The sequence below is a fragment of the Kitasatospora sp. GAS204B genome (assembly GCF_029892155.1).
Lineage (GTDB): Bacteria > Actinomycetota > Actinomycetes > Streptomycetales > Streptomycetaceae > Kitasatospora.
In genome coordinates this window covers 82,855-107,084 of record NZ_JARZAG010000013.1, presented here as the reverse complement: position 1 = coordinate 107,084, position 24,230 = coordinate 82,855, and the positions used below count along the sequence as shown (strand labels likewise).

Sequence of the window (24,230 nt, the reverse complement as noted above, 5' to 3'; positions counted from 1 at the left end):
TCGGCCGGCCGTAAGGTGGTGCGCCATGGAGCTGATCGTCTGTGATGTGACGCCTGACCAGGTGGAGTTGGAACGCGACGTCGCCCCGCTGATCCGGCTGCTGCGGCCGGGTCTCGGGCGGGCCGAGTTCGCCACCTTCGCCGCCGAGGCGCACGCCCAGGGCCTGGTCTTCACGGCCGCCTACGACCCGCGCGGGCGCTGCCGGGCGGTGGCGGCGCACCGGATGCTGGCCACCAGCCGGGGCCGGCTGCTCCTGGTGGACGACCTGGTCACCGACCCCGACGCGCGCTCCGGCGGGGTCGGCACCCGGCTGCTCGCCGAGCTGGAGGAGCGGGCCCGGCGGGCCGGCTGCGTGCGGGTCGAGCTGGACTCCGGGGTCGCCAACCACGGCGCGCACCGGTTCTACCACGCCCGCCGGATGGCGATCGTGGCCCTGCACTTCGCCCGCGAGCTCTGAACCCGCGAGCTCTGAACCGCCGCACTACCGCTTCACGAAGCCCCAGCTCTGCCCGATCACCTCGAAGCCGCGCCGGGCGTACCACTCGCGCGGCCAGTCCTCGGCGTCCGCGACCAGGAAGAGCGTTCCGCAGCCTGCCTCGCCGGCCCGGGCCAGCGCGGTGCTCAGCAGCGTGTTCCCGTGGCCGCGCCCGGTGTGGTCGTCGGCCGTGACCAGGTCCTCCAACTGGGCCAGCCCGGCGGGCTCGTCGAGGTAGAGGTCGGCCCAGGCGGCCACCTCCCCGTCCGCTGCCGGCACGGCGAGGAACCGTACGTCGTCCGCCCCGCGCAGCCGTACCGGTCGCCGGTCGGCCAGCTGGCGCACCAGCTCGGCCTGGCCGGGATCGGGCATCCAGCGCCGTAGCTGCCGGAGCAGCGCGTCCCGGAGGTCGGCCGGTCCGACTTCCCGTGCCGGTGCCTCGGGCAGTGCTTGAGCGGCGGTCGAGCGGGCCATCACCAGCTCCCGCCCCGCCTGGTAGCCGGCCGTCACCAGCGCGGGTGCCAGCGCGGCTCCGAGCCGCCCGTCCAGCACGCTGATCCGCTGCCGGCCGAGCCTGGTGAGCGCCTGAACGTCGGCCTCGGCACCCAGCACCAGCAGCTGGTTGTGCTCGTGGGAGGCGGGGAAATCCGGGTCGCGGACGGCGACGGCGCCGGGGTACTCCACCGTCTCGGCGGCCTGCCGGCGGGCGAAGTCGGCCCGGAACGTGGTCACTCGGGAGAGGAGATCCGGCATCGAGTCAGACTCCAGCGGAACTCTCGTCCGGGCAAGCGGATTTCCCGTAGGGTGCGGGCCATGTCGACCAATGGCCTGCGGGCCTTGAACGATGTCCTGGCCTTCTTCCTGGAGTTGGCCGCGCTCGGCTTCCTCGCCTGGTGGGGGTACCGGACCGGCCCGAACACCGCCGTCCACCTGCTGTTCGCGATCGGCCTGCCGCTGCTGGCCGCCGTCCTGTGGGGTCGGTACGCCGCCCCCAAGGCGTCGGTGAAGCTGCCGGTGTCGGGCGTGATCCTGGTCAAGGCGGTGGTCTTCGGCACCGCCGCGCTGGCGCTCGGCGGCGTCAAGGGTCCGGCCTGGGCCCTGGTCTTCGCGGTGGTCGTGGTGCTGAACACGGCCTACATCACGGTCGCCCGAGCCCGGGACTGATCCGCCGCCCCGCTAGTCCACCGGCAGCCGGGCCACCAGCAGCCGGCCCTCCATCGTCACGCCACCGTCCATCGCCACCGCCAGCTCGTCCGCGTAGATGTACGGGCCCGGTACGTACGGGCGCTCGCCGCTCTCGTTGTTCGCCTCACCGGTGAGGTACGGGATCGGGCTGTGCCCGTGCACCACCCGGTGCCCGCCGTAGGTGGCCAGCAGCTCGCCGGCCGCCATCGGGCCGCCCTCGCCGCGGAAGGCGAAGCGCTTGGTGAACCGGCGGAAGGCGTCCCACCAGTCGTCGGCGCCCTCGTCGGCCAGCAGGTTGTGGACCGCGTCGTTGACCTCGTCGATGGAGTCGCCGAACTCCAGGTAGGCGGTGGTGTCGGAGTGCAGCAGCAGGTGGCCGTCCTCCAGCGCGATCGCGGGCAGCCGCTTGAGCCAGCTGATGTGGTGGCCCTGCAGCCGCTCCAGGTCGTGCTGCTGGCCGCCGTTGAGCAGCCAGGCGGCGCGGAAGGAGGCGGTCCCGGCGGTGGACTGCACCGGCTCGTCGCCGTACCGGTGGGCGCCGAGGAAGAGCAGCTCGTGATTGCCCATCAGGGCCCGGCAGTAGCCGCCGGCCGCCGCCGCCTCGGCCGCCAGCTGCATCACCAGGTCGATCACGCCGATCCCGTCCGGACCGCGGTCGGTGAAGTCGCCCAGGAACCAGATCCGCGAGCGCCCGGCCGACCAGTGCCCCTCGCCGTCGACCAGGCCCTGCTCGTGCAGCGCGGCGAGCAACTCGTCCAGGTAGCCGTGCACGTCGCCGACCACGTAGAGCGGGCCCACCGGGCCCGGGTCGCCGCCCGGCTGCGGGTACGGCGTCGCGTACGGGTTGTCCTCGGTGATCGGCGGGCCCAGCTCGATGGTCGGCGGGTCGTCCTGCGCGGGTGCCTGCGGGGTGCGTTCGGTGGCGAGGAAGGTGGGGTAGGCCGCCGCCTGCGGAGTGGGGTGACCGGCCACCGGCCAGTGCTGCTCCAGGTAGCGTGCCCCGCCGTAGGCGCTGAACGTGGGCTCCTGCCCGCCGGCCTGCTCGCCGGGTGAATCCTGGTACTCGGTAGGGGGATTGGGCTCGAAGTACGAGCCGTACGGCAGCACGTCGAGGTCCTGCTGCGGGCGGGGGCCTGACTGGGGCAGCTCAGGCCCGGGGAAGCGGTCCTCGGGTGTCATCCGCCCATCATAGGAAGAGCCCTCTCCCGTCGTCCTCACCCGGTGGGTATCCAATCCGCGCGGTGCACCGATCCCGGGTCCCCGAGCGGTTCAGACCTCGCCCGGGGTGCGCGGCGCACTGACGGTGGTTCGGGGGCTGCGGCGCAGCGAGGAGGCCCGCACGATCAGCTCGGTGGGCATCAGCGTGCCCGGCGGCGGACCGGTGCCGGCGGTGCGGTAGCGGGGCGGGAAGAGCCGGGCGCCGGCGGTGGGGGCGTCGGCCGTCAGCCCGGTGCCGGAGTCGACCCCCTCGATCGCGTCGATCAGCAGGTTGACGACGGTGGTCCCGATCCGGCGCGGCTTGAGCGAGAGGGTGGTGATCGGCGGCTCGGTGCCCGCGTACACGTCGCTCTCGCTGCAGCAGACCAGCAGCAGGTCGTCCGGCACCCGCAGGCCGTAGCGGCGGGCGGCGGCCAGCAGGTCGGTCCCGTTCGGGTCGAAGAGCCCGTAGACCGCGTCCGGGCGGTCCGGGCGGGCCAGCAGCCGGTCAGCGGCGACCGCCCCGGCGGCAGGGTCGTGCGCGGGGTAGGCCTCGTAGACCGGCTCCTGGCCGACCCGCTCGCACCAGCCGAGGTAGGCGTCGGTGGAGAGCCGGGTGTAGGTGTCGGTGCTGGTGCCGGTGAGCAGGCCGATCCGGCGGGCGCCGGCCTCGCTCAGGTGGTCCAGGATGCCCAGCACGGCGGCCTCGTGGTCGTTGTCCACCCAGGCGGTGACCGGGCAGTTGCCCGGCTTGCCGTCGCTGACCACCGGCACGCCGGACCGGTACAGCTCGCTGACCAGCGGGTCCTGGTCGGCCGGGTCGATCACCACGGTGCCGTCCAGTGCCACGTTGCTCCACACGTCGTGCCGCGAGGAGGCGGGCAGCACCACCAGGGCGTAGCCGCGGCCGAGCGCCGCGCTGGTGGCGGCCCTGGCCATCTCGGCGAAGTAGGCGAACTCGGTGAAGGTGAAGGGTTCCTCGCCGTAGGTGGTGACGGTCAGTCCGATCAGCCCGGACCGGCCGGTGCGCAGCGTCCGGGCGGCCGCGGACGGCCGGTAGCCGAGGCGCTCGGCGACCTCGCGCACCCGGCTGCGGGTTTCGTCGGGCAGGCGGCCCTTCCCGTTCAGGGCGTCCGAGACGGTGGTGATCGACACTCCGGCGGCTGCTGCCACATCCCGGATGCCGGCCCGTTCCAGACGTCGTGAGGTGGGGGGTCGCCGACCGCTCTGATTGGCTGCTGCTGTCATGGCGGACCGATCGTATGGTGCGTCAGCGCATCGCTGAACCACGTGTGCGAGGCCCCGGGCGATCCGTCGCAGATACGTTTCTCCATGTCCACCACTCGTCTCAGTCCTTGGATCCGGGGTCTGATTTCGGCCGATTACCTCTGACATGTGCCATCGGAACGAGGCACAATGGCTGATCCGCATTGGTGTCCTGGCCGGACATCTCACCCGCACGGGTGAGCGCGCTGGGTATCGTTCTGGGCACCCGACCGGAGACAGGCGGCCGCGCATGCGACCGGCGCGCAACCGAGCGCCGGGGGCGCACGCCGGCATCGGGCCGCCCTACCGGGCCAGGCCCGGACAGTGACGAAGGAGAACAGCACCGTGAGCGGTACGGCAGCGCAGGGCCCGCGGCTTCGGCCGAGCCTGGACGGTATCCCCACCTACAAGCCCGGCAAGCCCGCCGGCGCCGACGCCTTCAAGCTCTCCTCCAACGAGAACCCCTACGAGCCGCTGCCCGGCGTGCTGGACGCCGTGGTGGCCACCGCCGGCTCGTTCAACCGCTACCCCGACATGGCGGTCACCGAGCTCACCGCCGAGCTGGCCCAGCACTTCGGCGTCCCCGCCGAGCACATCGCCACCGGCCCCGGCTCGGTGGGCGTGGCCCAGTCGCTGGTGCTCTCCACGGCCGGCCCGGGCGACGAGGTGATCTTCGCCTGGCGCTCGTTCGAGGCCTACCCGATCATCACCCAGATCGCCGGGGCCACCCCGGTGCCGGTGCCGCTGACCGCCGCCGAGGAACACGACCTCGACGCGATGCTCGCCGCGATCACCCCGCGCACCCGGCTGATCTTCGTCTGCAACCCGAACAACCCGACCGGCGTCGCGATCCACGGCCCCGAGCTGGAGCGCTTCCTGGACGCGGTGCCCGGCGACATCCTGGTCGTGGTCGACGAGGCCTACCGCGAGTTCATCCGCGACGAGCGGGTGCCGGACGGCGTCGAGCTGTACCGGGACCGGCCCAACGTCTGCGTGCTGCGCACCTTCTCCAAGGCGTACGGCCTGGCCGGCCTGCGGGTCGGCTTCGCCATCGCGCACGAGCCGGTGGCCACCGCGCTGCGCAAGACCGCGATCCCGTTCGGCGTCAGCCAGCTGGCCCAGGACGCGGCGGTCGCCTCGCTGCGCGCCGAGGACGCGCTGCTGGTCCGGGTCGAGGCGCTGGTCGCCGAGCGCACCCGGGTCGCTGCGGCGCTGGCCGCCCAGGGCTGGACCGTGGTCGACTCGCAGGCCAACTTCGTCTGGCTGCGGCTGGGCGAGCGGACCATGGACTTCGCGGCGGCCTGTGCGGCCGCCGGCGTGATCGTGCGCCCGTTCGCCGGCGAGGGCGCCCGGGTGACGATCGGCGAAGTGGCCGGCAACGACCTGTTCCTCGCGGCGGCGGAGGCGTTCCGCAAGGAACTCTGAGCAGCTCCGAGGTACTGAGTCGGTGAAGCGGACCTGCCATGGCCTCGGCGGGTCCGCTTTCGCATGTGCGCGGCCGCCTGCTCAGCCCCCGGTCGCCGCCCGCTCCGCCGCGCTGCGTTCCACGCAGAACTCGTTGCCCTCGGGGTCCAGCAGGGTGACCCAACCCGTGCCGTCGGGGCGCCGGTGGTCCTCGTGCAGCGTGGCGCCGAGCCCGATCAACCGCTCGACCTCCTCGTCCCGGCTCCGGTCCTGGGGCTGGAGGTCCAGGTGCCCCCGGTTCTTGACGGTCTTGCCCTCCGGCACCGCGATGAACAGCAGGCGGCTCGCCCCGCTGTCGGCAGGCGGCAGGACCACGGCCTCGGGATCGCCGGGGTGGTCGTCCTCCCCCATCGGCCAGCCGGTCACCTGGGACCAGAACTTCGCGAGGACGTAGGTGTCCTTGCAATCGAACGTGACGCTGTGGACGCGGGAGGTCACGGGGACTCCTGGGGGTGCGGAGAGTGTCTGACGCGACGTCATCATCGCACTGGGGGCGGGAAGTCGGAAGAGATCGGTGACTGACGGTCAGTAGATACCGAGTGTTGACTCCCACTAGATACTGAGTGTAGATACTCAGGTATGACAGTTCCTCTCGCCCTCCTCGGGTTACTCGAACGCGAGCCGAGCCACGGCTACGACCTCAAACGCGACTACGACACCTACTTCGGACGGGGCAAGCCGCTGCCGCCCGGGCAGGTCTACTCGACCCTCAGCCGGCTGGCCCGGGACGGAAAGGTGGTGGTCGGCGAGGTCGAGGCCGGGACCGGGCCGGACCGCAAGCGGTACGTGATCACCGACCTCGGCGCCACCGAGCTGGAGACCTGGCTCGGCGCACCGGCCGATGCCGAACCGCACCTGCAGACGGTGCTCTTCACGAAGGTCGTGCTGGCGCTGATGCTGGGCCGCGACGCCGCGGGCTACCTCGACATCCAGCGCGCGGCGCACCTGCAGCGGATGCGCGAGCTGACCGAGATCCGGCGCGGCGGTTCGCTGGTGGACCGGCTGCTCGCCGACCACGGGCTGTTCCACCTGGAAGCCGACCTGCGCTGGATCGAGCAGACCGCCGCCCGGCTCGGCGCGCTCGCCGATGAGGTGAACTCATGAGCGAGCGCGACGACTTCATCATCGAGGCCCGCGACGTGGCGCTCTCCTTCGGCGAGACGCCCGCGCTGCGCGGCGCGAACCTGGCGGTGGCGGCCGGCGAGATCGTCGCCATCATGGGCCCGAGCGGCTCGGGCAAGTCGACCCTGCTGCACTGCCTGGCCGGGATCCTCACCCCCGACTCCGGGGAGGTCCGGTTCGACGGGCGCCGGGTCGACACCATGCGCGAGACCGAACGCAGCACGCTGCGCCGGGACCGCTTCGGGTTCGTCTTCCAGTTCGGCCAGCTGGTGCCGGAGTTGACCGCCGCGGAGAACGTCGCGCTGCCGCTGCTGCTCGGCGGCGCCCGGCGGGCCGAGGCGCTGGTCCGGGCCGGGCAGTGGTTCGGGCGGCTCGGCCTGGACGGCCTTCAGGGGCGCAGGTCGGGAGAGTTGTCGGGCGGTCAGGCCCAACGGGTCGCGCTGGCAAGGGCGCTGGTCGCCGAGCCCGGCGTGCTCTTCGCCGACGAGCCGACCGGCTCGCTCGACTCGCTGACCGGTGAGCAGGTGATGGACCTGCTGGTCGCCTCGGCGCGCGAGCAGGGCACCACCGTGGTGATCGTCACCCACGAGCCCCGGGTGGCCGCCTGCGCGGACCGTGAGGTCGTGGTGCGTGACGGCAAGGTGACCTCGCTGACGACGGAGAGGCTGGCCTCGTGATCCGGCTCGGACTGCGGCTCACCCTGGCGGCCGGTCGGGAGGCGGTCGGCAGGTTGGCCGTCATCGCGGGCGCGGTCGGGGTGGGTGTCGCCCTGCTGCTGAGCGTGCTGGCGACGATCAACGCGACCACCACCCAGAACGACCGCAACGCCTGGCTGAACACCGGACTGGGCGCGCCGCCCGCCACGGCGAAGCAGGCGGCGGACCCGGCCTGGTGGATGATCAAGGGCGAGTACTTCCAGGGCAAGCAGATCGGGCGGGTCGACGTCGCGGTGACCGGGCCGGACTCGCCCGTCCCGCCGGGCATTTCGCACCTGCCGGGGCCCGGGGAGTACGACGTCTCGCCCGCGCTCGGCAAGCTGCTGGCCGGCACCCCGGCCGACGAACTCGGCGCCCGCTACCCCGGCCACCAGGTCGGCACCATCGGCAACGCGGCGCTGCCGGGCCCGGATTCGCTGATCATCATCATCGGCCACACCCCGGACCAGCTCGCCGACAATCCCGAGGCTCACCGGATCACCGCGATCTCGTCCCTGTCGCCGAGCGACTGCGGTGCCTGCCTGGTCGGCGCGAACCCCGACAGCATGAAGCTGATCCTCTCGGTGTCGGCGGTCGCGCTGATCTTCCCGGTGCTGATCTTCATCGGCACCGCGACCCGGCTGGCGGCGGCCCGCCGGGAGCAGCGCTTCGCCGCGATGCGCCTGGTCGGTGCCACGCCACGGCAGATCTCGGCGATCGCCACGGTCGAGTCCACGGTCGCCGCGGTGCTCGGCACCGCCGCCGGCTTCCTGCTCTTCTTCCTCATCCGGCCCGTCGTCGCGGGGATGAACTTCACCAAGACGCCGTTCTTCACCAGCGACCTCTCGCTGACCGCGGTGAACGTGCTGCTGGTGGTGCTCGGCGTACCGGTGGCGGCGGCGGTTGCGGCCAGGCTCGCGCTGCGCCGGGTGCAGATCTCCCCGCTCGGCGTCACCCGGCGGGTCACCCCGCGCCCGCCGCGGGTGTACCGGGTGATCCCGCTGGCCGCGGGTGTCGCCGAGCTCGGCTACTTCGTCGGCCGGCGACCGCCGACCACCAACGGACAGATCCAGGCCTTCGTGCCGGGCATCCTGCTGATCCTGGGCGGGCTGGTGGTCGCCGGACCATGGCTGACCATGGCCGGCGCCCGACTGATGGCCCGGCGGGCCCAGCGGCCCGCGGTGCTGGTCGCCGCGCGGCGACTCGCCGACGACCCGAGGGTCGCCTTCCGCGCGGTCAGCGGACTGGTGCTGGCGCTCTGCGTCACCACCGGAGCCGTCGGCATCATGACCGCGATGACCGCTGAGCGCGGCATCCCGAAGGGCAGCCCGACCATCCGGGCCACGGTGATCGACGGCTTCTTCCACGGGCAGGGCGAGTCCGGGCACTTCACCGATCCGGAAACCCCGCTGCCGGCCGCGGTGCTGGCGCAGCTGCGCGCGATACCGGGCGTCCAGGGCGTGACGGTGCTGCACACGAACCCGCTCGGTGTGGGCGATCCGCTCATCGACGGATCCCGGGCCCCGGGGCCGATGCCGCCCTCCGCGCTGGCCTCGTGCGCGCAGTTGGCCAGCACGCCGGCCTTCAGCACCTGCCCGGCCGGCGCCGAAGCGGCCTCGGTGACACCGTTCTTCAGCGAGTTGGGGCTGGACTTCATCAAGAGCTGGCCGGCCCGCTGGCCGGCCGCCGCGTTCCCTGCCGACCAGATCGACGGCCTGCCGGTGCTGAGCGTCGTGGTGACGACGGACGGATCGCGGGCGGCGGTCGAGCAGGCCAGGACGCTGCTCGCGCTCACCTACCCCAGCGAAGCCGTTCCCTACACCATCGCTGAGGACCGCGCCGAGATGACCAAGCAGTTGTCGGGCTTCCAGCAACTGGCCGACGTGGTGATCCTGGTCAGCCTGCCGATCGCAGGCTGCAGCCTCGCGGTGAGCATCGTCGGCGGGCTGACCGACCGCAAGCGCCCGTTCAGCCTGCTGCGGCTGACCGGCGTGCAACTCGGGGTGCTGCGCCGGGTGGTGCTGCTGGAGAGCGCGCTTCCGCTGCTGGTGGTCGCGGTGGTGGCGATCGGGATGGGGTTCCTGGCCGCGCAGCTCTTCCTGAAGGCCCAGTTGGGCTACTCGCTGCATGCGCCGGACCCGTCCTACTACCTGCTGGTGTTGCTGGGGCTGGCCGCCTCGCTCGGGGTGATCGGCTCCACCCTGCCGCTGCTGCGGCGGATCACCGGGCCGCAGACGGCACGGAACGATTGACCTCGATCTTGCATGACGGCTCGTCAGCTCGGCTGGCGGGCCGTTTCTGCCTGTCCGGGCTGGGCTTTGTGCGGAGAACAACCGCAGCCGCGTGCGCTTGGGCTCCCACGGGCGGGCGTCGCCGGTCAGGGCGAGCATGGGCATCCAGGCGAGCAGGTCGAGCGCGGCGCGGCCGCGGTCCTCAGCGCGGGCGCGCCGGCGGTGCCGCAGCTCCAACCACGCGATCGGGGTGCCCGTGGTGTTGGTGGCGAAGCAGGTCAGCCGCATGCCGTCGGCGTCGGTGAAGCTCAACTGCGCGCCAGGGTGCGGCCGTTCCTTACGGACGATCAGCCGCATCCCCTTCGGCCAGCCCGTGGGGACGTCGCCTGCGAGTTCGGCGACCCAGGCGCCGTCGCGGACCTCGCCTTGTGACTCCGCGGCCGGCGTCCAGGCCGAGTTCGGCCGCTGGGCCAGCGCCGTTCGGGCCGCCTCGATGTGGTCGGCGGCTGTGTTGCTGCCCGCGTTCCCCGGCCGGAGCAGGCCCGCCACCGGTTCCCCGGACCCCTCACGGCCGTGGTCGACGACGAACGCGAACAGCGGGTGATGGCCGAAGGCCTTCTTCCAGGTCTTGGCCGCGTCCTGCTTCTCCGAGTGCGCGAGGACCAGCACACCGTCGATGTCCACGGCCACCTCGCCGCCCGCGTCCGGGGCCGCCTCGCCGGCCAACCGCCAGACCCACTCGCGGACTTCGGCCCGCGCCCGCCGGATCGCCGCGAGTGCGACATCCAGAAGGATCTTGCCGGGGTCATGGACCGCACGCGCCTTGCGCCACGGCGCCAGAGCCGCCGATATCGACGCGTCCAGCCCTGTCTGGCGGGAGGTCTCTACCAGCAGCACGGCGCCGGACTGCGAGACCACCCCGCGACGCACCGCCCCATTACGGCTGGTAGATCGACTTGAACTTGACGTTGCTCCCGAGCTTCTGGCCGGCCTCCACCTTCGTCTTCACGCCCAAGCACTCTTCCTCCGTGAAGACGTAGAGGTAGCTCGCGGTGTGGTTGCTGGGTGCCCAGGCGAACTGCAGAGGCTTGTTCTCGACCTCGGGGATTTCGATGCACACCGCCTCCGGCATCGTGAGGTTGTCCGGGTACGTTCCGTTCTTCGCCTGCTTCGGAAAGAGCGGGTCGCCGTACTTGTAGGCGAGGTAGCCGTTATCCGCGTGGGCCGGCATAGGAAGAGCGGCCGTGAGGGCGAGAGCGCCGAGAGCAGCGCCGAGAGAGTGCCGAAGACGCACGAGGGAACTCCTTGATACTTGCGGGATGAAACCCTTCTAGCGTGACGCGCACAGACCCAGAAAGCCCCTTGAGCATGAGCCGAACCACCCGTACAGACGTATAGGAACGATATTCCTATACGGCCAAGTGGGTTATAGCGGGCGGCCCGACCGATGGGAGGTGAGCCGCCGTGGCCTTTCCACTCTTCTGACCACCCGTCGGAGGGCCCGCTTCATGAAAGGGCGGGGTTGAGGGAGCCGGTGCCGGACCGGCTGGGAGCGCCGGCGACCCGCGCCTCCCAGTCGATCCGGTAGTCGAACATCCAGGTCATCTTCTCCGGCTTCACCAGCCTGCTGAAGACCCGCAGCGCCCAGGCGTTGAGCACCCGGCCGACCGGCCCGGCCGCCTTGGCGCTGTTCTTGCGGGTGGTCTCCTTGATGATCTTCTCCACGCGCGGCCGGCGCTCCGCCTCGTAGGCGGCGAACCCCTCCTCACGGGGCAGGTCGCGCAGGCAGCGGGCCAGCTGGATCGCGCTCTCGATGGCGAGCGAGGCGCCCTGCCCGGAGCTGGAGGAGGGCGCGTGCGCCGAGTCCCCGACCAGGACCAGCCGGCCGCGGCTCCAGGTGGGTACCTGCGGCATGTTCTCCACCGGGCCGACGATCAGCAGCTGGTCCGGGGTGGTCGCCGCGATCAGCCGGGCGGCCGGGGTGCGGTCCTCGGCGAAGGCCTGGCGCAGCCGCGGCAGCCACTGCTCGGCCGGGGTCCGCTGGACCTCGGCCGCCGTCATCGGCTCGCGGTTCGGCAGGTTGACGAACCAGACGGCCGAGGCGTCGTCGAAGACCTGGTAGCCGAAGAAGGCCCGCTTGCCGAAGCTCATGTTCATCTTGCCGCCGGTGTCCGGCAGTTCGGCGCGGTCCACCCGGGCGCCGAAGCTGATCAGCCCGGCGTACTCGGGACCGGGTGCGGCCCGGTCGATCAGCGTGCGGACGGTGGAGCGGATGCCGTCCGCCCCGATCAGCACGTCGGCGGTGGCCCGCGTCCCGTCGGCGAAGTGCGCCGTCACGCCCAGCTCGCTCTCCTCGGCGCCGACCAGCCGCTTGCCGTGCTCGATCCGGATGCCCCGGCGCTCGGCCTCCTGGTACAGCGCCCGGTAGAGGTCGGCGCGCCAGAAGAACTGCATGGGGGGCACTCCGGGCGGATTGCCGAACTCGCCGAGCCGGCGGCCTGCCCAGTCCTGGAGGACGATGCCGGTCATCGGCCGGCCGAGCGGCCGCACCAGCTCGCCCAGGCCGATCGCGTCCAGCGCGTCGAGGCCGTTGGGGGCCAGGCTCAGGCCGGCGCCGGCGTTGTCGGCGGAGTGCGGGTAGGCCTCGTAGACGGCGGCCTCGATGCCGGCCTGCCGCAGGGCCATCGCGGTGACGGGGCCGGCGATGCCGCCGCCGATCACCAGGGCGGTGCGGGTCTGGGTACTCATTGGCTTCTCCGTGTCCGTGTCTGCATCTGTGTCTGCGTCTGTGTCCGTGGCTGGGGTCCGACGCCGCGCCGGGTCCCGATGAATCGATAGTTGCACTGAAACTAGTTTCAGGTCAACTAGTTCTTTCGAAGCTAGGATCGAGGCATGACCACCCACCGCAGCTCCCCCCTCGCGCTGACCGTGCTGGCCCTGCTCCACTACAAGCCGCTGCATCCCTACGGTCTGCAGCGGTTGGTCAAGGCCTGGGGCAAGGACCAGGTGGTCAACGTGGGCCAGCGCGCGAGCCTCTACCGCACGATCGACCGGCTGCAGGAGGCCGGCCTGGTCGCGGTCCGGGAGACCGAGCGGGACCAGGCGTATCCGGAGCGGACCGTCTACGAGGTCACCGACGCCGGGCGGGTGGTCGCCCGGGAGTGGCTGATCGAAATGCTCGCCGTGCCGAAGCAGGAGTTCCCGCAGTTCCCGGCCGCGCTCTCGAACCTGGTGATGCTGGACCCGCAGGAGATCCCCGAGGTGCTGGAGCGGCGGCTGCGCGCGACCGAGGAGCAGCTGGCCGGCCTGGCGGCGACGCTGGCCGGCGGCGGACAGGACGGGCTGCCCCGGGCGGTCCTGCTGGAGACCGAATACCTGCACGCCGTGACCCGGGCGGAGGTCGAGTGGCTGCGCGCGGTGATCGACGACCTGCGCTCGGGGCGGCTCACCTGGTCGGTCGAGCAGCTGATGGCGCTCGGAGCGGCGGATTAGCCGACCGGCCGTGAAGACGGCGCCCGAGATGCCTGGGAACTTCCTGTGATTTGCGTGATCGGCGTTTTGAAGGGCGCTGATCCGCTGGCTGTTTGTCCGTATTTGGGGCGATAGTCCGGAGCGCGAACCTCAGCGTTCGTCCAGATTGCGCCCAGAACTTCGCAAGAGCACCGGGCGACTCTTGTGCGCTATGAAGGTCCTCCCGCGACGGCGTGGCGTCGTCATCCTCAACTCAGTGCTCGGCGTGGCCCTCCTCGCGGGGGGCGCGCTGGCATACACCACTGTGAACAGCACCAGCAGCTCCGCCGCCAGCAAGACGCAGGCCCGCACCGCGACCGTGACCAAGGGAACGGTCCTGGCCACGGTGTCCGGATCCGGCTCGCTCAGCTCGCCCACCGATGCCGGGGACAACTTCCTCACCGGTGGCAAGCTGACGGCGGTCAAGGTCTCGGTCGGTGACACGGTGACCCAGGGCGAGGTGCTGGCCACCGTCGACACCACCGCCGCTCAGCAGGCGCTGGACGCCGCGAACGGCGCGCTGACCCTGGCGCAGGCCGCAGTGACCACGGCGCAGGCCGGAGTCACCACGGCGCAGGCCAACTTGACGAAGGCTCAGGCGGGGACGACCACGACCAGCAGCGTCCCGGTCGGCGGCAGCGGAGGCGTCGTCCAGTCCTCCTTCACCCACCCGAACCCGAGCGGCGCCCCGACCGGCACCGCTGTTCCGACGGCCGCCTCCTCGACGGCCAGCCCGTCGGCGGGCGGCGCCGGCGGTGGCGGCAACAGCGGTGGCGGCAACAGCGGTGGCGGCAACAGTGCCCCCGCCCCGCAGATGACCACCATCACCACCACCAAGGTCGACCCGGCCGCCGTCGCCCAGGCGCAGCAGCAGGTGAACCAGGCGCAGCAGCAGCTCACCCAGGCCCAGCAGCAGGTCACCACCGCGCAGACCAACGTCACCAACGCGCAGACGGCGCTGGCCGGCACCACGCTGACCGCCTCGATCGGCGGCACCGTCGCCTCGATCTCCAACAAGGTCGGCGACACCGTCTCCGGCACCGGCAGCGACCCGAGCTCGGGCGGCTCCGGCAGCGGCGCCGGCTCCAGCTCGAGCTCCAGCAGCAAGGCCGGCAGCTCCTCGACCTCCACCAGCCCCTCGGGCTTCATCGTCATCACCAACCCGACCGGGATGGAGGTCACCGCCGACTTCTCCGAGCTCGACTCGCTCAAGCTGAAGAAGGGCGAGGGCGCCACCGTCACGCTCAACGCGCAGTCCTCGACCACGCTCAACGCCTCGGTGCTGTCCGTCAGTTCGCTGCCGGTGTCGAGCGGTGGCAGCGGCAGCGCGGCGGGCAGCGCGGTGCAGTACGCGGCGACGCTGCAGATCAACGGCGACACCAGCCAGCTGCGCACCGGCCTGAGCGCGACCGTCTCGGTGGTCACCGGCGAGGCCGACAACGCCCTCTCGGTGCCGTCGGCGGCGCTCTCCGGCACCGGCACCACCCGCACCGCGACGCTGGTGAAGGCGGACGGCACCACCTCCCGGGTCTCGGTCACGGTCGGCGTGGTGGGTGACTCCACCGTGCAGGTGGTCTCGGGCCTGAACGAGGGCGACAAGGTCCAGCTGGCCTCGGCCACCAGCGGTGGCAGCAACGGCTTCCCGAGCGGTTCCTTCCCCGGCGGCTTCGGCGGCGGCGGTGGCACCCGTGGCGGTGGCGGCGGCTTGGGCGGCGGCGGTGGCGGGTTCGGTGGCGGCGGCGGTGGCGGCGCCAAGGGCGGTGCCTGATGGCCCGCCGCGCCCGCGCGAAGCGCTCCGCCGGCTCGGCGGTGGCCGAAGCCGCCGAGCCCGCCGTCCAGCAGGTGCCACCGCCCGTCATCCAGGTCCGCCGGCTCACCAAGTCGTACGGGCACGGCGACGCGACGGTGCACGCCCTGTGCGGTCCGTGGGACCCGCAGACCGATGAGCCGCTGGGCGTCAGCCTGGACATCGAGCCGGGCGACTTCGTTGCCGTGATGGGGAGTTCGGGCTCCGGCAAGTCCACCCTGATGAACATCCTGGGCTGCCTGGACGTCCCGACCGCGGGGCGCTACCTGCTGGACGGGATCGACGTGGGGCATCTGGACGAGAGCCAGCTCTCGCTGGTCCGCAACCGCAAGATCGGGTTCATCTTCCAGTCGTTCAACCTGGTCCCGCGCACCTCCGCGCTGGCCCAGGTCGAACTCCCGCTCGCCTACGCGGGAGTCCGGGCCGCCGAACGCCGAAAGCGCGCGCTCGCGGCGCTGGCCCTGGTGGGCCTGTCCGAGCGCGCCGACCACAAGCCCAACGAGCTGTCCGGCGGGCAGCAGCAGCGGGTGGCGGTGGCCCGTGCGCTGGTCACCGCGCCGGCGATGCTGCTGGCCGACGAGCCGACCGGCAACCTGGACAGCCGCTCCACCGAAGAGGTACTGGCGATCATCGACGGACTGAACGCGACCGGACGAACGGTCGTGCTGATCACCCACGAGGACGAGGTGGCCGCCCACGCCAAGCGGGTCATCCGCCTGGTGGACGGTCAGGTCACCTCCGACGTCCGGCAGGGCCCGGCCGGCGGTCCGCCGCCGGTGCTGGCCCGCCAGCTCGCGGCTGCGCAGGCCCAGCAGGCCCAGCAGACCGGCGCGTTGATCGGGGGTCGATCGTGATCCTCTGGCAGATGATCCGCTTCGCCTTCGCGGGCCTGGCCGCCAACAAGGTGCGCTCCGCGCTCACCATGCTCGGCGTGCTGATCGGTGTCGCCTCGGTGATCCTGCTGCTGGCGGTCGGCAACGGCTCGTCCACGGCGGTGAAGAACTCGATCACCGCGCTGGGCACCAACTCGCTGACCGTCACCTCGGGCAGCGGCGGCGGCGCGCGCACCAGCAGCACCGTCAAGAAGCTGACCGTGGACGACGCCCGCGCACTGGCCAACCCGGCCGCCGCGCCCGACATCAAGTCGGTCGCCCCGGTGGTCACCACCACCGCCACCGCGGACTACGGCAACATCTCGTACACCCCGGGCTCGGTGATCGGCACCTACCCGGCGTACTTCGAGACCGCCAACCAGAAGATCGCCTCCGGCGACTACTTCAGCGCCGACGACGTGCTCAACTCGGCCAAGGTCGCGGTGATCGGCTCGACCACCGCGCAGCAGCTCTTCGACACCGAGAACCCGGTGGGCAAGACGATCAGCCTCGGCGGCACCCCGCTGACCGTGGTCGGCGTGCTGCAGACCAAGGGCGCCACCGGGTTCACCGACCCGGACGACGTGGTGATCGCGCCGCTGCCGACCGTGCAGAACGCCTTCACCGGGTTCGGTTCGGTCAACCAGATCCTGGTGCAGGCCACTTCGGCCGACACCACCACCCAGGCGCAGAGCGAGATCACCCAGATCCTGATGGGGACGCACTCGCTGACCGACCCCACCAAGCTCGACTTCCGGGTGAGCAACCAGACCTCGCTGCTCAGCACCCGGGAGAGCACCAGCCAGACCTTCACCGTGCTGCTCGGCGCGGTGGCCGCGATCTCGCTGCTGGTCGGCGGGATCGGGATCACCAACATCATGCTGGTCACGGTGACCGAGCGGACCCGGGAGATCGGGATCCGCAAGGCCCTGGGCGCGCCGAAGGCCGTGATCCTGGGGCAGTTCCTGACCGAGTCGACCCTGCTCTCGGTGTTCGGCGCCGGCCTCGGCGTCGCGGCGGGCATCATCGGCTCGCACTTCAGCGTGGTCGGGATCAAGCCGGTGGTGATCCCCTCCTCGGTGTTCGGCGCCTTCGGGATCGCGGTGGCGATCGGCCTCTTCTTCGGCAGCTACCCGGCCAACCGGGCCGCCTCGCTGCGTCCCATCGACGCCCTGCGGCACGAGTGAGGCGCGCGATGGCCACCGGTACGACCACGGATCAGTCATGATCACCGAGCGAGCAGAGCGGGAGCAGTCAGAGCCCATGCCCACCAACAACAGCGACCTGGTCCGGGCCGACGACACCATGCGGTTGCCGGCCGTGCCCCCGTCCGTCGGCCACCCGTCCGTCGGCCACTCGCCCGGTGCGCCGTCCGCCGCGGCCGCCCCCAGCGCCGGGATGGCGCTGTCGGCGGAGTCGGCGGCGCACGCCGAACTGCTGGCCACCGCGCCGGACGCGCGGGACATCACCGCGGAGCTCGCGGCCCCGCCGCGCCGCAAGCTGCCCTGGGTCACCCTGCTGCTGGCCGGCGGGGTGATCGCGGCCTCGGCTTTCGCGGGCGGTGCCTGGTACCAGAAGAACCACGGTGACAACACCACCACCGCGAGCCGGGCGATCACGGCGGCGCTGCAGAAGGCGGGCCAGAGCGGCGGCACCCGCGGCGGCCGGGGTGCCGCCGGCGGTGGCGGCGGCGCGGGTGGCGGTGGTGGTGCGGCCGGCGCGGGTGGTGCGGGCTTCACCCGCGGCACGGTCAAGCTGGTGGACGGCAGCACCGTCTACCTCACCGACGCCAGCGGCAACATCGTCAAGGTCACCACCGGCAGCTCCACCAAGGTCTCGGTGGCCAAGGACGGCCAGGTCGGCGACCTTCAGCCGGGCCAGAGCGTGACCGTGGTCGGCACCCCGGACGGCTCCGGCGGCTACTCGGCCTCGCAGCTGACCGAGGGTGGTGCGACCGGCGCCGGCGGGTTCGGCGGTGGCGGCGGATTCGGTGGCGGTGGCGCCGGTGGTGCTGGCGCCGGTGGTGGCGGCAGCACGGCCGGCGGCTGAGCAGGCGCCGGGTAACGGACGGAAAAGTCAGGCGGCCTCGGGAGACTGCTCCCGGGGCCGCCTGCGCGTGCCCTCAAGCGCCGCGCCGCCGGCGGTCCGGCGGGCATGAGCGTACTGACGAGTATTGAACGCGTTGGATCCTCCGTACTCGAAGGAATCGATGAGTTTCATCCGCCTCTCATCTAGTGCGCGTAACCTCCCGACTCCATCACATCCGCTCGGCTGACAAGCCCAGAGCGCCCGGGAGGCGGACCCCGTGACGACAGGGACTATGACGACAGCGACGGTGTCCGGCAGCGCGGCCCAGGCCGGTTCGACCGGCCCCGCGCAACTCGCCGCCGGCGGCCCGGCCTCGCCCGCGCGCGCCTCGGGCGAGGCCTTCCTGCTGGTGGTGGACGACGAGCCGAACATCCGCGAGCTGCTCTCCGCCTCGCTGCGCTTCTCCGGGTTCCGGGTGGAGTCGGCGGCCACCGGCGAGGAGGCGCTGGCCGCGATCGCGACGGAGCGCCCCGACCTGGTGGTGCTCGACGTGATGCTGCCCGACCTGGACGGTTTCACCGTGGTCGAGCGGCTGCGCGAGCAGACCCGCCGCCAGCAGATCGCCAATCCGGCCGGCCTGGCCGCCCGCCCGGGCCGCCCGCGCCCGGCCGACCACCTGCCGGTGCTCTTCCTCACCGCGAAGGACGGCACCGAGGACAAGGTGCACGGCCTGGCCTCCGGCGCCGACGACTACGTGACCAAGCCGTTCAGCCTGGAGGAGCTGATCGCCCGGATCCGGGCGATCCTGCGCCGGGCCGGCGGTCCGGCCGAGGACGGCCGGCTCACCGTGGCCGACCTGACGCTCGACCCGCTGGCCCACGAGGTCACCCGGGACGGCCGGCCGATCTCGCTCTCGCCGACCGAGTTCAAGCTGCTGCACTACCTGATGGCCAACGTCGGCCGGGTGGTCTCCAAGGCGCAGATCCTGGACCACGTCTGGGCCTACGACTTCGGCGGCGACCTGAGCATCGTCGAGTCCTACATCTCGTACCTGCGCCGCAAGCTGGACTCCGGCCCCGACCACGGGCCGAAGCTGATCCACACCGTGCGCGGCATCGGCTACGCGCTGCGCCGCCCGCCGCAGCAGCCGCAGGACTGATCGGCTGTGTGGGGCCCGCGTCAACTGCGTCGTTGGAGTGGACGAATTGTGAGGGCCCTGCGTTCCTTCGTGCCGCGTCGTCTGCTGGGCCTGCGCCCGAGCGCCGTGCTGCGCCGCACCGGGCGGTTCTCGCTGCGGGCCCGGCTGCTGGCGCTGACCCTGGTACTGGTCACCACCGGTCTGGTGGTCAGCGACGTGATCGTGCTCGGCACCGTGCGCGAGCAGCTGACCGGCCGGATCGACCAGCAGCTGAAGCAGTTCGGCACCACCCTCGCGCACCGGGGCGGCCAGCACACGGCGGGCGCCGGCGGCACCGTGAAGCAGGGACCGCCGACCAGCCCGCCCACCGACGACGGCGCCCGGCGGTTGCAGAGCCCGGGCGGCCTGCCCAGCCAGTACGAGGTCCGGATGCTCGCCGCCGACGGCAGTGTGATCCGCTCGTACCGCCAGCCGATGGAGGTCAACGACCCCGAGCCGGACCTCTCCTCGATCACGGCTGCCACCGTGGCCGCCCACCTCGGCAAGGGTTTCGACCTGCCCGGCGACCGGGACACCACCTGGCGGGCGCTGATCCTGCCGATCACGCGCACCACCCCGCCGTCGCCCGGCTCCACCTTCTCGTCCTACGTGCTGGTCACGGTCTCGCTGGACGACGTGCACACCACCGTCGAGCGGCTGGGCCATGCCTTCCTCGCGATCGGCGGCGTGGTACTGCTGCTGATCACCGGGCTCGGCACCTTCGCGGTGCGGGCCGGGCTGAAGCCGCTGCGCCGGATCGAGAGCGGCACCGAGCTGATCGCGGCCGGTGAACTCTCCTACCGGATGCCGGAGTTGCCGCCGGGTACCGAGGTCGGCCGGCTCTCCCTGGCACTGAACGGGATGCTCGACCAGATCGAGTCCGCGTTCGCCGCCCAGGCCGCCTCGGAGGCGCGGATGCGGCGTTTCGTCGCGGACGCCTCGCACGAGCTGCGCACCCCGCTCGCGGGCATCCGCGGCTTCGCCGAGCTCTACCGGATGGGCGCGCTGGCCTCGGACGCCGACGTCAAGCGGACCATGGACCGGATAGAGAGCGAGGCGGTCCGGATGGGCGGCCTGGTGGAGGACCTGCTGACGCTGGCCCGGCTGGACGAGGAACGCCCGCTCGACCTGGCCCCGATGGACCTGCGCACGCTGGCCGCCGACGCGCTGCACGACCTCACCGCGCTCGACCCCACCCGTCCGGTCTCCCTCACCGGTCCCGGCGGCAGCGGCTCGCCGGGCGCCGCCGCCGTGCTCGGCGACGAGGCCCGGCTGCGCCAGGTGGTCACCAACCTGGTCGGCAACGCCGTCAAACACACCCCGCGCGGCACCGCCGTCCGGATCGGCGTGGGCGCCGGCACCGACGGCTGCGTCCTCGAAGTCGCCGACTCAGGACCGGGTCTGACGGTCAGTCAAGCCGAGCGGGTGTTCGAGCGCTTCTACCGCGTCGACGCCTCCCGCAGCCGCCACGAGGGCGGCGGCGCCGGCCTCGGCCTCGCCATCGCCACCGCCTTCGCGCGGGCTCACGGCGGCATGCTGACCCTGGACACCGCCCTCGGCGCGGGGGCGACGTTCCGGCTGACGCTGCCTCGTTCGAGTGGTGAGTAGGCGAAGCCTCTTGCGCGCGGCCATCGGTGTGTGATCGTACGGCTGCGGCTTGTGTCACGGTGGCCTCGCCGCTGACACTGGACGGGAGGAGAGGTGTCCTCATGACGGCGCTCGCGACCGAGGTGATCACCATGGACCTGGACCAGGCCCTGTGGCAGCTGTGGAAGTCCATGGATGTTCCCGAGGGCTTCCGCGCGGAGATCATCGAGGGAGCCATCGAGGTGTCACCGACCGGACGGCTTCGCCACGGCAAGGTCAATCAGCGGCTCGCCTTGGCGTTGCACGATTTCCTGCGGGGGAGCGGGTATGCACCGGCTCAGGACATCAACGTCATCCACAACCTCAAGGTCCTCATTCCCGACGTCTTCGTCGCACCGGAGGACGTCGAGGAGATCGAGCACCCCGAGGGACTGGGGGCCCTGGCCTCCGGTGTCGGACTCGTCGTGGAGACCGTCTCCCCCGGCGCGGAAGCCCGCCAGCGTGATCGTGTCCGCAAGCACCGCGCGTACGCCCAGGCCGACATCCCGGTCTACGTGATCATCGACGACCATGACGGCGCCGGCGCCGTCACCGTCCTCAGTGGCCCCGACCCCGAGCGCGGCGCCTACGCCCGGTCCGTCCGCACCCCCTACGGCGAGGAAGCCGTCATCCCCGAGGGTCCGGCCGAGGGCTTCGTGATCGGCCCGGACATCACCGGCACCCCGACCCCGGCCGACCAGTCGCAGGCCTGACCTTCACATATTCACGAGCGTTCCGCTTTCCCTTCACCCCACCCCCGCCTCCGGCGGCCGCACAGGTGTGCGGCATACTGTCTCCAACGGCGAGCTTGTGAAAGTGTTCACGTTCACAAGCTCGCAAGCTTGACCGGTATTGGTGCCGCTTGCGACAAACGGCGCTTTTGTCCGGTTGGTGAGGCAGGATCTGGATCAAACCAGACCAGATCGGGCGTCGGATCGAAGGGAAGAGGGCGAAGTGCAGCTAGCGATCGCTCACGACACCATCGCGCGATGGCAGTTCGGGGTCACCACCGTCTATCACTTCCTCTTCGTGCCGCTGACGATCAGTCTGGCGGCACTGGTCGCCGGGCTGGAGACGGCCTGGGTGCGGACGGGCAAGGAGAAGTACTTCCACGCCACCAAGTTCTGGGGAAAGCTCTTCCTGATCAACATCGCCATGGGCGTGGTGACCGGGATCGTGCAGGAGTTCCAGTTCGGGATGAACTGGTCGGACTACTCGCGCTTCGTCGGGGACGTCTTCGGGGCGCCGCTGGCGATGGAGGCGCTGATCGCCTTCTTCTTCGAGTCCACCTTCATCGGGTTGTGGATCTTCGGCTGGGACAAGCTGCCGAAGAAGATCCACTGCGCCTGCATCTGGCTGGTGGCGATCGGCACGATGCTCTCCGCGTACTTCATCCTGGCCGCCAACTCCTGGATGCAGCACCCGACCGGCTACACCATCGACCCGGTGACCAAGCGGGCGCAGCTCACCGACATCGGAAAGGTGCTGTTCCAGGACACCACGCTGGTGGTGGTCTTCCACACGCTGACCGCCGCCTTCCTGACCGGCGCCGCTTTTGTGGTGGGCATCGCCTCCTGGCACCTGTGGAAGGCCAAGCGGAAGCCCGCGAGTGCGGATCAGCGCCGCACCGCCTCGATGCGTACCTCGCTGCGGCTCGGCCTGGTGCTGGCCGTGGTCGCGGGCCTGGGCACCGCGCTCAGCGGGGACACGCTGGCCAAGGTGATGTTCGAGCAGCAGCCGATGAAGATGGCCTCCGCCGAAGCCCTCTGGGACACCCAGGCGCCCGCGCCGTTCTCGATCTTCGCGGTCGGCAACGTGCAGAAGGGCCACAACTCGGTGGAGTTGGAGATCCCCGGGATACTCTCCTTCCTCGCCAAGAGCGACTTCCACTCGCCGGTGCCCGGCATCAACGACACCGCCGCCGCCGAGGCCGCCAAGTACGGCGGCAAGCCGAGCGACTACATCCCCGACATCTTCGTGACCTACTGGGGCTTCCGGCTGATGATCGGCTTCGGGATGACCTCCTTCGTGGCCGGTGCGATCGGGCTCTGGACCACCCGCAAGAAGTGGTTCCTGGCACCGGAGTTCCGCACCGGTGAGGACGAGCCGCCGCGCCTGATGCTCACCCGCACCCGCGAACTGGGCCCGACGCTGACCAAGTGGAGCTGGCGGATCGGCATCCTGACCATGGGCTTTCCGCTGGTCGCCAACAGCTTCGGCTGGATCTTCACCGAGATGGGCCGTCAGCCCTGGTCCGTCTTCGGCCTGCTGACCACCGCCGACTCGGTCTCCCCGAACGTCGGTGTGGGCACCCAGGTCATCGCCTTCAGCACGTTCACGGCGCTCTACGCGGTGCTCGCGGTGATCGAGGTCCGGCTGCTCGCGAAGTACGCCAAGGCCGGTCCGGACGTCGACGAACGCCCGCCCGCCAAGGACCCCAGGCTGCGTGGCCCCGGCTCCGACGAGGACGCCGACCGCCCGCTGGCCTTCGCCTACTGAGCCCGGGGAGAGTAGAGATGCAGCTGCATGACGTCTGGTTCGTCCTGATCGCGGTCCTCTGGACCGGCTACTTCTTCCTGGAGGGCTTCGACTTCGGCATCGGTGTGCTCACCAGGCTGCTCGCCAGGGACCGGGCGGAGCGCCGGGTGCTGATCAACACCATCGGCCCGGTCTGGGACGGCAACGAGGTCTGGCTGCTGACCGCCGGCGGCGCCACCTTCGCCGCCTTCCCGGACTGGTACGCCACCCTGTTCAGCGGGTTCTACCTGCCGCTGCTGATCATCCTGGTCTGCCTGATCATCCGTGGCGTGGCCTTCGAGTACCGGCACAAGCGCACCGAGGAGCGCTGGCAGAACGGCTGGGAGCAGGCGATCTTCTGGACCTCGCTGCTGCCCGCCTTCCTCTGGGGGGTGGCCTTCGGCAACATCGTGCACGGCGTGGCGATCGACCAGCAGAAGAACTACATCGGCGGCTTCGGCGATCTGCTCAACCCGTACGCGCTGCTCGGCGGCCTGACCACGCTGCTCCTCTTCACCTTCCACGGCGCGGTCTTCGCCGCGCTCAAGACGGTCGGCGACATCCGGACCCGGGCCCGCGCGATGGCACTTCGGCTCGGCCTGGTGACGGCGGTGCTGGCGCTGGCCTTCCTGACCTGGACCCAGGTCCACCGGGGTGACGGCTGGAGCCTGGCGGCGCTGGTGGTGGCCGTGCTCGCCCTGCTCGGCGCGCTGGCGGCCAACCAACTGGCCCGCGAGGGATGGGCGTTCATCCTCTCCGGGCTGACCATCGTGGCCGCCGTCACGATGCTCTTCCTGTCGCTCTTCCCGGACGTGATGCCCTCCACGCTCAACCCGGCGTGGAGCCTGACGGTCTCCAACGCCTCCTCGGCGCCCTACACGCTGAAGGTGATGACCGTGGTGGCGGCCGTCTTCACCCCGCTCGTGCTGCTCTACCAGGGCTGGACGTACTGGGTGTTCCGCAAGCGGATCGGCGTCCAGCACATCCCGTCGGGCCGGCCGGCCGGTCCGGCCGGTCCCGCAGCTCCCGCCGCTCCTGCCGCCGAGAGCTGAGCCGCC

22 protein-coding genes and 1 pseudogene are annotated in these 24,230 nt (G+C 71.4%); 16 read left to right on the top strand and 7 right to left on the bottom strand.

Going from position 1 to position 24,230, the window contains the following annotated elements:
• Nucleotides 1–25: 25 nt before the first annotated feature.
• Nucleotides 26–457, top strand: coding sequence for a GNAT family N-acetyltransferase (locus P3T41_RS19430; protein ID WP_280691220.1), 432 nt, complete (start codon nucleotides 26–28; stop codon nucleotides 455–457).
• A 24-nt stretch (nucleotides 458–481) separates the two neighbouring features.
• Here P3T41_RS19430 and P3T41_RS19425 read toward each other — a convergent pair whose 3' ends face one another.
• On the bottom strand, nucleotides 482–1,228 hold the full coding sequence (locus P3T41_RS19425) for a GNAT family N-acetyltransferase (protein WP_280691219.1): 747 nt from the start codon (nucleotides 1,226–1,228) through the stop codon (nucleotides 482–484).
• Between the two features lie 60 nt (nucleotides 1,229–1,288).
• On the opposite strand from P3T41_RS19425, the gene P3T41_RS19420 reads away from it, so the two are divergent.
• A complete protein-coding gene (locus tag P3T41_RS19420; protein ID WP_280691218.1) occupies nucleotides 1,289–1,639 on the top strand; it encodes a YrdB family protein in 351 nt (116 codons plus the stop codon).
• A 12-nt stretch (nucleotides 1,640–1,651) separates the two neighbouring features.
• Here the strand turns inward: P3T41_RS19420 and P3T41_RS19415 are convergent, their stop codons facing one another.
• Entirely contained in the window at nucleotides 1,652–2,839 is a 1,188-nt protein-coding gene (locus P3T41_RS19415) for a metallophosphoesterase (protein ID WP_280691217.1), read from the bottom strand.
• A 90-nt stretch (nucleotides 2,840–2,929) separates the two neighbouring features.
• On the bottom strand, nucleotides 2,930–4,105 hold the full coding sequence (locus P3T41_RS19410; protein ID WP_280691216.1) for a LacI family DNA-binding transcriptional regulator: 1,176 nt from the start codon (nucleotides 4,103–4,105) through the stop codon (nucleotides 2,930–2,932).
• A 363-nt stretch (nucleotides 4,106–4,468) separates the two neighbouring features.
• Here P3T41_RS19410 and hisC point away from each other — a divergent pair, with 363 nt between their 5' ends.
• Nucleotides 4,469–5,548 carry a histidinol-phosphate transaminase gene (hisC, locus tag P3T41_RS19405; RefSeq protein ID WP_280691215.1) on the top strand — a complete coding sequence of 360 codons (1,080 nt, stop codon included), beginning with the start codon at nucleotides 4,469–4,471 and terminating at the stop codon, nucleotides 5,546–5,548.
• Between the two features lie 81 nt (nucleotides 5,549–5,629).
• On the opposite strand, the gene P3T41_RS19400 is transcribed toward hisC, so the two are convergent.
• A complete protein-coding gene (locus P3T41_RS19400; protein WP_280691214.1) occupies nucleotides 5,630–6,025 on the bottom strand; it encodes a VOC family protein in 396 nt (131 codons plus the stop codon).
• A gap of 141 nt (nucleotides 6,026–6,166) precedes the next feature.
• On the opposite strand from P3T41_RS19400, the gene P3T41_RS19395 reads away from it, so the two are divergent.
• From P3T41_RS19395 to P3T41_RS19385, 3 genes are read left to right on the top strand one after another with little or no spacing between them, the layout of a single operon-like run.
• Nucleotides 6,167–6,691: a PadR family transcriptional regulator gene (locus P3T41_RS19395; protein WP_280691213.1), complete on the top strand. Its 525-nt coding sequence runs from the start codon at nucleotides 6,167–6,169 to the stop codon at nucleotides 6,689–6,691.
• Complete coding sequence (locus tag P3T41_RS19390) at nucleotides 6,688–7,386, top strand: ABC transporter ATP-binding protein (protein WP_280691212.1); 699 nt, start codon at nucleotides 6,688–6,690, stop codon at nucleotides 7,384–7,386. Before P3T41_RS19395 ends, P3T41_RS19390 begins: the two co-directional genes overlap by 4 nt.
• Nucleotides 7,383–9,656: an FtsX-like permease family protein gene (locus P3T41_RS19385; protein ID WP_280691211.1), complete on the top strand. Its 2,274-nt coding sequence runs from the start codon at nucleotides 7,383–7,385 to the stop codon at nucleotides 9,654–9,656. Before P3T41_RS19390 ends, P3T41_RS19385 begins: the two co-directional genes overlap by 4 nt.
• Before the next feature lie 72 nt (nucleotides 9,657–9,728).
• Here the strand turns inward: P3T41_RS19385 and P3T41_RS19380 are convergent.
• The 3 genes and pseudogenes from P3T41_RS19380 to P3T41_RS19370 all read right to left on the bottom strand — a co-directional run.
• Nucleotides 9,729–10,565: pseudogene (locus tag P3T41_RS19380) on the bottom strand (transposase); the annotation flags it as partial.
• A gap of 7 nt (nucleotides 10,566–10,572) precedes the next feature.
• On the bottom strand, nucleotides 10,573–10,929 hold the full coding sequence (locus P3T41_RS19375; protein ID WP_280691210.1) for a hypothetical protein: 357 nt from the start codon (nucleotides 10,927–10,929) through the stop codon (nucleotides 10,573–10,575).
• A 212-nt stretch (nucleotides 10,930–11,141) separates the two neighbouring features.
• Nucleotides 11,142–12,383, bottom strand: coding sequence for an NAD(P)/FAD-dependent oxidoreductase (locus tag P3T41_RS19370; protein WP_280691209.1), 1,242 nt, complete (start codon nucleotides 12,381–12,383; stop codon nucleotides 11,142–11,144).
• 144 nt (nucleotides 12,384–12,527) lie between these two features.
• Here P3T41_RS19370 and P3T41_RS19365 point away from each other — a divergent pair, with 144 nt between their 5' ends.
• From P3T41_RS19365 to cydB, 10 genes are all read left to right on the top strand, one after another.
• Nucleotides 12,528–13,127: a PadR family transcriptional regulator gene (locus P3T41_RS19365; protein ID WP_280691208.1), complete on the top strand. Its 600-nt coding sequence runs from the start codon at nucleotides 12,528–12,530 to the stop codon at nucleotides 13,125–13,127.
• A 190-nt stretch (nucleotides 13,128–13,317) separates the two neighbouring features.
• Nucleotides 13,318–14,913: a biotin/lipoyl-binding protein gene (locus P3T41_RS19360; RefSeq protein WP_280691207.1), complete on the top strand. Its 1,596-nt coding sequence runs from the start codon at nucleotides 13,318–13,320 to the stop codon at nucleotides 14,911–14,913.
• On the top strand, nucleotides 14,913–15,806 hold the full coding sequence (locus P3T41_RS19355) for an ABC transporter ATP-binding protein (protein ID WP_280691206.1): 894 nt from the start codon (nucleotides 14,913–14,915) through the stop codon (nucleotides 15,804–15,806). The genes P3T41_RS19360 and P3T41_RS19355 overlap by 1 nt, the downstream gene beginning before the upstream one ends.
• Nucleotides 15,807–15,817: 11 nt before the next feature.
• The gene (locus tag P3T41_RS19350) at nucleotides 15,818–17,011 is read left to right on the top strand and encodes an ABC transporter permease (protein WP_280691205.1); all 1,194 of its coding nucleotides are present in this window, start codon (nucleotides 15,818–15,820) and stop codon (nucleotides 17,009–17,011) included.
• Nucleotides 17,012–17,087: 76 nt separating this feature from the next.
• Nucleotides 17,088–17,873 (top strand): hypothetical protein, encoded by a 786-nt coding sequence (locus P3T41_RS19345; protein ID WP_280691204.1) that lies wholly within the window; start codon nucleotides 17,088–17,090, stop codon nucleotides 17,871–17,873.
• A 271-nt stretch (nucleotides 17,874–18,144) separates the two neighbouring features.
• Nucleotides 18,145–19,011, top strand: coding sequence for a response regulator transcription factor (locus P3T41_RS19340; protein ID WP_280691203.1), 867 nt, complete (start codon nucleotides 18,145–18,147; stop codon nucleotides 19,009–19,011).
• Between the two features lie 48 nt (nucleotides 19,012–19,059).
• Nucleotides 19,060–20,637 carry a HAMP domain-containing sensor histidine kinase gene (locus P3T41_RS19335; RefSeq protein ID WP_280691202.1) on the top strand — a complete coding sequence of 526 codons (1,578 nt, stop codon included), beginning with the start codon at nucleotides 19,060–19,062 and terminating at the stop codon, nucleotides 20,635–20,637.
• 101 nt (nucleotides 20,638–20,738) lie between these two features.
• Nucleotides 20,739–21,368: a Uma2 family endonuclease gene (locus tag P3T41_RS19330; protein WP_280691201.1), complete on the top strand. Its 630-nt coding sequence runs from the start codon at nucleotides 20,739–20,741 to the stop codon at nucleotides 21,366–21,368.
• 241 nt (nucleotides 21,369–21,609) lie between these two features.
• A complete protein-coding gene (locus P3T41_RS19325; protein WP_280691200.1) occupies nucleotides 21,610–23,154 on the top strand; it encodes a cytochrome ubiquinol oxidase subunit I in 1,545 nt (514 codons plus the stop codon).
• A gap of 17 nt (nucleotides 23,155–23,171) precedes the next feature.
• Nucleotides 23,172–24,224: a cytochrome d ubiquinol oxidase subunit II gene (gene cydB, locus P3T41_RS19320; RefSeq protein WP_280691199.1), complete on the top strand. Its 1,053-nt coding sequence runs from the start codon at nucleotides 23,172–23,174 to the stop codon at nucleotides 24,222–24,224.
• Nucleotides 24,225–24,230 lie beyond the last annotated feature (6 nt).